An 8,258-nucleotide genomic window follows, 5' to 3' on the forward strand; every position below is an offset into this window, starting at 1 on the left:
GTAGGGGAGTAGGGGAGTAGGCAGGACACTCGAGGCAATTCACATACTGCCTTACTGCCCCGATTCCTTATCGCCCTACATCTTGTCGATCACCGACTGCACGCCCTCGGTCGGGGCGTCGACGGACGATCCGGCTACCATGATGGCGGCGACGATCGCTTCGGGGTCGTCGACGACCAGCGGCTTGACCCGCTGCGCGGTGTGGATGAAGCCTTCGGCGGCCATGTGATCGAGCAGCGCCAGCATCGGATCCCAAAATCCTTTGACATTGGCGAAGACGATCGGCTTGCGATGATGGCCAAGTTGTCCCCAGGTCATGATCTCGACGATCTCCTCGACCGTGCCGATGCCGCCCGGCAGTGCCACAAAGGCGTCGGATTTCTCGAACATCTTGTGCTTGCGCTCGTGCATGTTGTCGGTGATCAAGAGTTCATCGAGCCGGTCAAGCGCTGTTTCGCTCGCCTCCTTGTTGATCAGGAAGCGCGGAATGATGCCCGTCACCTTGCCGCCGGCCTTGAGCGCGCCTTCGGCGACAGCGCCCATGATGCCTTTGGTGCCGCCGCCATAGACCAGCCGCAATCCCGCTTTGGCAATTGAGCGCCCGAGCAGGTGTCCGGCCTTGATATAGATTTCATCGCGGCCCGGAGACGAGCCGCAATAGACGCAGACGGATCGAATCGTGTTCATGTCGATGATTGGTGATTGGGTCTGAAAGCGCGGTCAAGCCCCAAGGGTTAACGGCCTGGGCTTTTTCTTGTCGGTATTGCTAAAACAGGCTAGACCGGCGTTAGGTGGCTAAGGGGTAGGGAAATATGGCAATTAATCCACTGAAGGCGTTCCTGTTCGCGGCGGGTGGGACCGTTGCGGCCGCGGGAACCGCCTATGTAGCGGGCGCACTCGACCCGTATCTCAATCCCACGCCGCCGGCGCAAGTGGCGGCGCAGACGCCGCCCGCAGCGGCAAAATCGGCTGATCCCGGCACCGAAGCGCGGCTGCCCGCCGCTGAGGTCCCGGCGGCTCCCGCCGCAGTGCCCCAGGCAACGGCACCGGCCGCACCGGCCGCGGACGCGCCGGCTGCGGCCGGTCCGGTCGCACCGTCTTTCGACGTCGTGCGCGTTGAAAGCAATGGCTCGATTGTCGTCGCCGGCAATGCGGCGCCCAACGCCAAGGTCGAAATCCTCAATGGCTCGACGGTGCTTGGCTCGACGGTCGCTGGTCCCGATGGCGCCTTCGTTATCATTCTCGATGATCCGCTGAAGCCCGGCGATTATACGATCGCGCTGCGCGCGACCACCGGTGACGTCGTAACGCCCTCGGTGCAGACCGCCGTCGTTTCGGTTCCCAAGGATGCGGCCGGCCAGGTGCTGGCCATGGTCGAGGAGCCGGGCAAGCCGGCCGAATTGCTGACCGTTCCCGCACCCGAGACAAAGCCGGCTGCTCCGGCCGCCGCGCCGGCTGCTCCCACAGCCGAAGCCCCCGCAACCGCTCCGGCGCCAGCCGCCCCAGCGCCAGCCGTGGTCGACGCAACACCGGCTCCTGCAGCGCCGGCGACGCCGCCCGCTGCAGGCGTGACCGAGCCCAAGATCGTCGTCGAGGCGGTCGAGATCGACGGCAGCAAGATCTTTGTCGCCGGCCTCGCCGATGCCGGCCGCAAGGTGCGCGCCTATGCCAACGACATCCTGCTCGGTGACGCGCAAACTTCGACGGACGGTCATTTCCTGGTCGAGGCGACGCGCGACGTTCCGGTCGGCAGCTACACAATCCATGTCGACGGCCTCGATGCCGACGGTGTGACAGTTGTGGCCCGCGCGGCCGTACCGTTCGAGCGTGAGCCCGGCGAAGCGATCGCCGCCGTGGCACCCTCGGCGCCGAAGCCCGTTCAGCCCAAGCCGGCCGCACCTACCGCCGCCGAGGCACCGGCCGCGGCCACGACGCCTGCTCCCGCCACCGAGGCTCCGGCCGTTATGGCGGAGGCGACGCCGCCAAGCGATGTGCCCGAGACGGTGGCGCCCAAGCTTGAACATGCCGACGGCGCCGTCATCATCCGCCGCAACGACACGCTGTGGCGGATCTCGCGGCGCGTCTATGGCCACGGCGTACGCTTCTCGACCATCTACCTCGCCAACCAGGACCAGATCAGTGATCCCGACCGCATCTGGCCGGGCCAGGTGTTCAAGGTCCCGGAAAAGTCGAAGGAAGGCGAAGCCGCCGACCTCAAGGCCATGGGCGAGCAGGCAACGACAGCGCCCGCCAAGACGGAGTAGGGTTTGAGCGCCGACGGTTGAGCGCAATCTCCCCCTTGTGGGAGATGCCCGGCAGGGCAGAGGAGGGCGCTGTCTCGCCAGCCTGTCGGCCAAATCCGGTCGAGCTACCTTACGGCTGCTCGTAATGCTTTGATCGTGGAAAGTCGCGATCCTTCGCGCCCCTCTCTGTCCTGCCGGACATCTCTCCCACGAGGGGGAGATTGGCGGTTCCGGCGCTCTGCCCATAGGGTTAGCTTGCCCCGTGCCCGTTCATCGTCTATCGCCGATGAACGATGGCAGAATCCCTGATGGAAACAAACGCATCATGCGGCGGTCCGGACAGCCGTGCGGTCGCCGCCCGACTTGCAGCGCTTTCCCATCCGGCGCGGATCGAAATCCTGAAACACCTATCGACGAGCAGTTCCTGCTGCTGCCGCGAGGTCGTCGACCGCTTAGATCTGGCGCAGTCCACCGTGTCACAACATCTGAAAATACTGGTCGAAGCCGGGCTGGTTCGCTTCGAGCCCGATCGCCAGCGCTCGCGCTATGCGATCGACCATGCCGCGCTCGCCGATGTCTCCGCATCGGTGGCCGCTCTCGTCAATTCCTGCTGCTCCGGCCGCTGAAATAAGAAGAAGGCACAAGAAATGGCCGAAAAAACCGTCTCCGACTCCTCGACTTTCAAGACGCTGCTCAATTTGTGGCCTTACATGTGGCCAGCGGATCGCGCCGATCTGAGAGCCCGGGTCACATGGGCGACGCTGTTGCTGGTCGTCGCCAAGCTGACGCTGGTCGCCGGTCCCTATTTCTTCAAATGGGCGACCGACGCGCTGGCCGGCGACGCCAAATCGGCGCCGCCGCTGCCGAGCTTCCTGCTGGCGCCCGTCATGCTGGTCGTCGCCTACAATGTCGTGCGCCTGGTGCAGCTTGGCTTCAATCAGTTGCGCGACGCGCTGTTTGCCCGCGTCGGCCAATATGCCGTGCGCCAGCTCGCCTTCCGTACTTTCGTTCACATGCACCAACTGTCGCTGCGCTTCCATCTCGAGCGCCGCACCGGCGGCCTGTCGCGCATCATCGAGCGCGGCACCAAGGGCATCGAGACGATCGTGCGCTTCATCATGCTCAACACGGCGCCGACCATCCTCGAATTCGCGCTGACCACGGGCATCTTCGCCTACACCTATGGCTGGAAATATGTGGTCGTCGTCGCGGTCACCGTCTGGGTCTATGTCTGGTTCACGGTCCGCGCCAGCGACTGGCGCATCTCGATCCGCCGCGACATGAACGACAGCGATACCGACGCCAACACCAAGGCAATCGACTCGCTGCTCAACTACGAGACGGTGAAATATTTCAACAATGAGGGCATGGAAGCCGAGCGCTTCGACCGCTCCATGGCACGCTACGAGGTCGCCGCGACGCGCATCTGGACCTCGCTTGGCTGGTTGAATTTCGGGCAGGGCATCATCTTCGGCCTGGGCACCGTCATCGTCATGTGCATGTCGGCGCTCGAAGTGCAGGCCGGCACGCAGACGGTCGGTGACTTCGTCTTCATCAACGCCATGCTGATGCAGCTGTCGGTGCCGCTCAATTTCATCGGCTTCATCTACCGCGAAATCCGCCAGGGGCTCACCGATATCGAGCAGATGTTCGATCTGCTGGATGTGCCGCAGGAGATCGTCGACAAGCCGGATGCCAGGCCAATCGCGGTCAGCGCCGGCAAGGTCGAGTTCCGCGACGTGCACTTCTCCTATGACCCGAACCGGAAGATCCTGAAGGGCATCAGCTTCGAGGTGCCGGCCGGCAAGACCGTCGCCATTGTCGGGCCTTCGGGTGCCGGCAAGTCGACCATCTCGCGGCTTCTGTTCCGCTTCTACGACGTGCAGGGCGGCCAGGTGCTGATCGATGGCCAGGATATCAGGGACGTGACGCAGGAGAGCCTGCGCGGGGCGATCGGCATGGTGCCGCAGGACACCGTGCTGTTCAACGACACCATCGCCTACAACATCCGCTATGGCCGCATCGGTGCCAGCGAGGAGGATATGCGCAAGGCGGCCGAACTCGCTCAGATCGGCCCGTTCATCGAGCGATTGCCTGACGGCTACAAGTCGATGGTCGGCGAACGCGGGCTAAAACTTTCGGGCGGCGAGAAGCAGCGCGTGGCAATCGCCCGCACCATTTTGAAGGCGCCGCCGATCCTGATGCTCGACGAAGCGACCTCGGCGCTCGACAGCCACACCGAACAGGAGATCCAGGCCGCGCTCGATCTGGTCAGCCGTGGCCGCACCACCATCGTCATCGCTCACCGCCTGTCGACGGTGATCACGGCCGATGAGATCATCGTGCTGCAGGACGGCCAGATCGCCGAGCGCGGCACCCATGCCGAGCTGATGCGCAAGCATGGCCTCTACGCCTCGATGTGGGACCGCCAGCGCGAGGCGACCGAGGCCGAAGAGCGGCTGCGCTTGGCTCGCGAAGGCGACGAACTTGGTGTCATCGTCCGCCGGCGCACGTCGGAGGTGAATTGAAGGTTCGGCGTGTGATCTGATTTTTGCACTTGATCTCAACTTAAGTTGAGATTGTAGGCCGTTCCTGGAGCCCAAAAAACACCATGATCCAGGAACGGAGCAATCGAAATGAGCAAGATAAATCAGACTGTTAACGGCGGCAGCGTGTTCAGGGTGGACAAATTCGTCGTCCCGGCCGGCGCCCGCGAGGAGATACTCGCCAAGGTCAGGACAACGCATGAATTGCTGCGCCTGCAGCATGGCTTCGTGCAGGATTTCCTGCTCGAGCAATTCTCCGGGCCGGGCGAATTCAACCTCGTCACCATCGTCGAATGGGAAAGCCAGGCGGCCGTCGACAATGTCGTGCCGATCGTCAAGGCCGCGCACGAGCGCATCGCCTTCAACCCGCAGGAGACGATCGCCCGGCTCGGCGTTCGCGCCGACATCGCCAACTATCAGAGGGTTCCCGGGCTGTAGCAAGGCTGTTACGGCCAGCCGATGCCAGGTGCCGGCGCTTCGACGCTGAACACCTGGCCGGTGCGGGCGTCGCTGACCATATGCTCGAAGCCGCGCCATTCGGCGGCGAGAATGAACAGCGTTTTCCTGTCGGTGCCGCCCAGCATGCAGGCAAAGCAGCCGCGATCGACGGTCACTGTCTGCAGCACCTCGCCGCCTTCACGCACCCGCACGCAACGCTTGTTGGGAACATCCGCATACCAGGCCGCCCCTTCGGCATCGAGGCAGATGCCGTCGGGATAGCCGTCGAGGTCGGCCCAGACCCTTCGGTTGGCAAGGCTGCCGTCGGCGGCAATGTCGAAGGCGGTCAGCCGATTGGCATGGGATTCCGCGACAATCAGCGTCTTGTTGTCCGGGCTCACTGCCATGCCGTTGGCAAAGGCGATATTTTCCGCCACCTGCCGGACCGCGCCGTCCGGCGTGATCAACACGATGGTGCCGGGGCTGAAATGCTCGCCAGAAGCCGGCGCCGGTCCGCCGCCATTGACATAGGTGTTGCCGCGCCCGTCGACGACGATCTCGTTCCAAGGGCTTTTCGACAGGTCACGCAAATCGGCGCGAGTGACGAGGCTCCCGTCGGCCTCCTGTCGTAGCAGCAGCCCTTCGCGGCCGGAGATGACGAGCAGGCGGCCATCCGGCAGCCAGTCAATGGAGTAGGGCAGGACAGCCGGTACGGTGAGCATGACCTCGCGGTTGCCGTCGGCATCGACGGCGATAATCTCGCCGGTGCCCCAGTTGCAAAGCCACAGCCGTCCGTCATGCCAGCGCGGCGACTCGCCGAAAGCGAGACCGGCAGTGACGAGATGCGCTTGGGGGGCAGGTGGTTTCTGCATGTAGGGGACTCCTTGTTGAGTGCGTCAGCATCGCCAAATGGTCCATGATGGCGCTGTCTCACCAAGGACGGGCGAGGCAGCGGTCTGCCGACAGGCACAGAACCGATAATTTTGGTTTGGCTGCTCTTTGCTGAGTTCGCGACGAAGCCTCGAGGTCAGTTTTTGGAGTGTTCTTCAAACTATCGGTTGAAGTGTTCTTCAAAATATTGGTAAGACGCAGTGAAAATGAATTTCAAGCGCCTTTTTATCCACTTTTCCAAGTGATATTCTGCTGACAGACTCTGATCTACCGGTATTGCTTTCCTCCGGGTAAGAAGGCTTTGGAATGTTCGGAATTTTTTCGCGAAAGAAAAGGCTGCAGCAGTCGACAACGATTTCGGCGCACCAGCCGGAGCAACCGACGGCCAGTCCGCGCGTGACTTCAATTGTTGTCCCGTTTTCAGCAGTCGAGCGCGCCGCTAAGGAAAACTACGTTGCTGACCTCGTGACTGCAGTCATGGATTTCGTGACCGCAATGTTTGATCAGGGCCTCTACAAAGATCACGAAATACCGCCGTCAGCGAGGCAGTTTTTTCACGCTTACCTATACGGGATGGAAGTGGCTAATGGCGGCCATAGCCAATTTATTCACAATTACCGTGATCACCTCGATAAAGTCACCTCGGATGTGCATTTGGCTTTGGCTGGAATGCGAGCAGAAAACCATTTAGCTATTTTGAAACAGATGGTTGCTTGGGTCCGGGAACATCCCAAGGAAGCGGAGGAACAGACTGGATTCGAAGGTGGCCGCGCTGATTTCCTTGATGGACTCGACGATCTTTTTTACAAGGAGGAAGACAGCGTCCCGATGCTTGCCCGCGCAGTGGGTTGGATAGCCTCCTGGCCTGAACTGGAGATTGTCGACGATGCCGAATGCCAGGAGGCCACTCTTGACATTGTGATGGCCAACTCCAGGCGCGAACCTCGATTGCGCCATCGTTCGGTGTTCCATCTGAAAGCAGTGATGACGAGCCGACTTGAAGTGGGCATCGGGCTCGCCTGTGCAGCTTTGCCGCAGCCCGAGGTTAAGCTCGGGCTCGGCAAAGGACGGATGTTGGACATAGATGGCGAGAAGCAGATGACATTTCCGGTCGTAACCAACGCCGGCAGGGTGCGTTTGTGCGTAGTCACGCCAACGCATGCGGCTGCATACCAGTACCTGGCTGCTGATGGTACAGAACTGCAACTCGACCTCGGACCGGTCGATAGCGTTGATGAGTTACTTGGCGAAGGTGCTCCACGTGTCGGTCTGAAGCTGTCGCATGTCGGCGCTGATTCAATAGCGACAGTCATCGAACTGGCTGATGAATACGGGGCACCAGCAGCCCTCGACCTTCTTTTGCGCAGGGCTGGAATTGATACGGCAGGAGCAGTTGCTTTGCCATCGATGCTGATTCCGAGCGAGGGAGGATCGGTCGTCAGTTGGACAGTTGCTGCTGACGGTAGACTGCTGTTTTTGGTGTCCTCTCCCAACGGGAGCGCGCTCTTGAGGTCGGGCGCCGAAGATCCGCTGGCGGATGCCCATAGGCTTGAGATCGAAGAACATTTTGTGCGCGCCGAAGCCGATGGTGCCAACTGATCTGGGCTGATTGTCTCGAAATTCTGACGCCAGTGGCACAGGCATGCGAGCCGGTCGCGACCTCACGAACGCGGAGCGTTCGGCTATCCTGAGGCGACAGGCCCTTGCCCGTTCGCCCGCGCCGCCGATTGTTGCGTTGCGGCGAGGGGGGCTTTCGGCTATTGAGGCCGGACTTGAAACGGAGCCTGTTTTTAGCTGATGAGCCTTGTCGATACGGTCAAGAACGCGTTCGTACCGATCCATCGCGAAGGCTATCCCTTCATCGCGGCCTTTGGCGCGGCGACGCTTTTCCTCGGCTATTTCTCCTCGGTCCTGTTCTGGATCGGTCTGATCCTGACGGCCTGGTGCGTTTATTTCTTCCGCGATCCCGAGCGCGTCACGCCGGTCGACGACCGCTTGGTGGTCAGCCCCGCCGACGGCATCATCTCGGCGGTCCGGCCGGCCGTGCCGCCGCGCGAACTCGGCCTCGGCAATGTCGAGATGACCCGCATCTCGGTGTTCATGAATGTCTTTTCCTGTCACGTGAACCGCGCCCCGGTAC

At 61.9% G+C, this 8,258-nt stretch carries 8 protein-coding genes; 6 read left to right on the forward strand and 2 right to left on the reverse strand.

Features of this window, described 5'->3' with window-relative positions; all coding sequences use genetic code 11:
• Nucleotides 1-75 precede the first annotated feature (75 nt).
• Complete coding sequence (locus EN884_RS16430; RefSeq protein ID WP_013532550.1) at nt 76-687, reverse strand: TIGR00730 family Rossman fold protein; 612 nt, start codon at nt 685-687, stop codon at nt 76-78.
• Nucleotides 688-812: 125 nt separating this feature from the next.
• On the opposite strand from EN884_RS16430, the gene EN884_RS16435 reads away from it, so the two are divergent.
• From EN884_RS16435 to EN884_RS16450, 4 genes are all read left to right on the forward strand, one after another.
• Nucleotides 813-2,264, forward strand: coding sequence for a LysM peptidoglycan-binding domain-containing protein (locus tag EN884_RS16435; RefSeq protein WP_013532549.1), 1,452 nt, complete (start codon nt 813-815; stop codon nt 2,262-2,264).
• Between the two features lie 272 nt (nt 2,265-2,536).
• Nucleotides 2,537-2,869: a metalloregulator ArsR/SmtB family transcription factor gene (locus EN884_RS16440; protein WP_013532548.1), complete on the forward strand. Its 333-nt coding sequence runs from the start codon at nt 2,537-2,539 to the stop codon at nt 2,867-2,869.
• Nucleotides 2,870-2,890: 21 nt separating this feature from the next.
• Nucleotides 2,891-4,771, forward strand: a complete 1,881-nt coding sequence (locus EN884_RS16445) for an ABC transporter ATP-binding protein/permease (protein ID WP_013532547.1) — start codon at nt 2,891-2,893, stop codon at nt 4,769-4,771.
• 108 nt (nt 4,772-4,879) lie between these two features.
• Entirely contained in the window at nt 4,880-5,227 is a 348-nt protein-coding gene (locus EN884_RS16450; protein WP_013532546.1) for an antibiotic biosynthesis monooxygenase, read from the forward strand.
• Nucleotides 5,228-5,235: 8 nt separating this feature from the next.
• Here the strand turns inward: EN884_RS16450 and EN884_RS16455 are convergent, their stop codons facing one another.
• Nucleotides 5,236-6,099, reverse strand: coding sequence for an SMP-30/gluconolactonase/LRE family protein (locus EN884_RS16455; protein WP_013532545.1), 864 nt, complete (start codon nt 6,097-6,099; stop codon nt 5,236-5,238).
• Between the two features lie 325 nt (nt 6,100-6,424).
• Between EN884_RS16455 and EN884_RS16460 the strand changes: the two genes are divergently transcribed.
• On the forward strand, nt 6,425-7,717 hold the full coding sequence (locus EN884_RS16460; protein WP_013532544.1) for a DUF4375 domain-containing protein: 1,293 nt from the start codon (nt 6,425-6,427) through the stop codon (nt 7,715-7,717).
• A 198-nt stretch (nt 7,718-7,915) separates the two neighbouring features.
• The coding region (locus EN884_RS16465) for a phosphatidylserine decarboxylase (RefSeq protein WP_206617602.1) at nt 7,916-8,258 on the forward strand (343 nt) is incomplete at its 3' end.

Source organism: Mesorhizobium sp. M7A.F.Ca.AU.001.01.1.1 (assembly GCF_004022735.1).
Lineage (GTDB): Bacteria > Pseudomonadota > Alphaproteobacteria > Rhizobiales > Rhizobiaceae > Mesorhizobium > Mesorhizobium ciceri.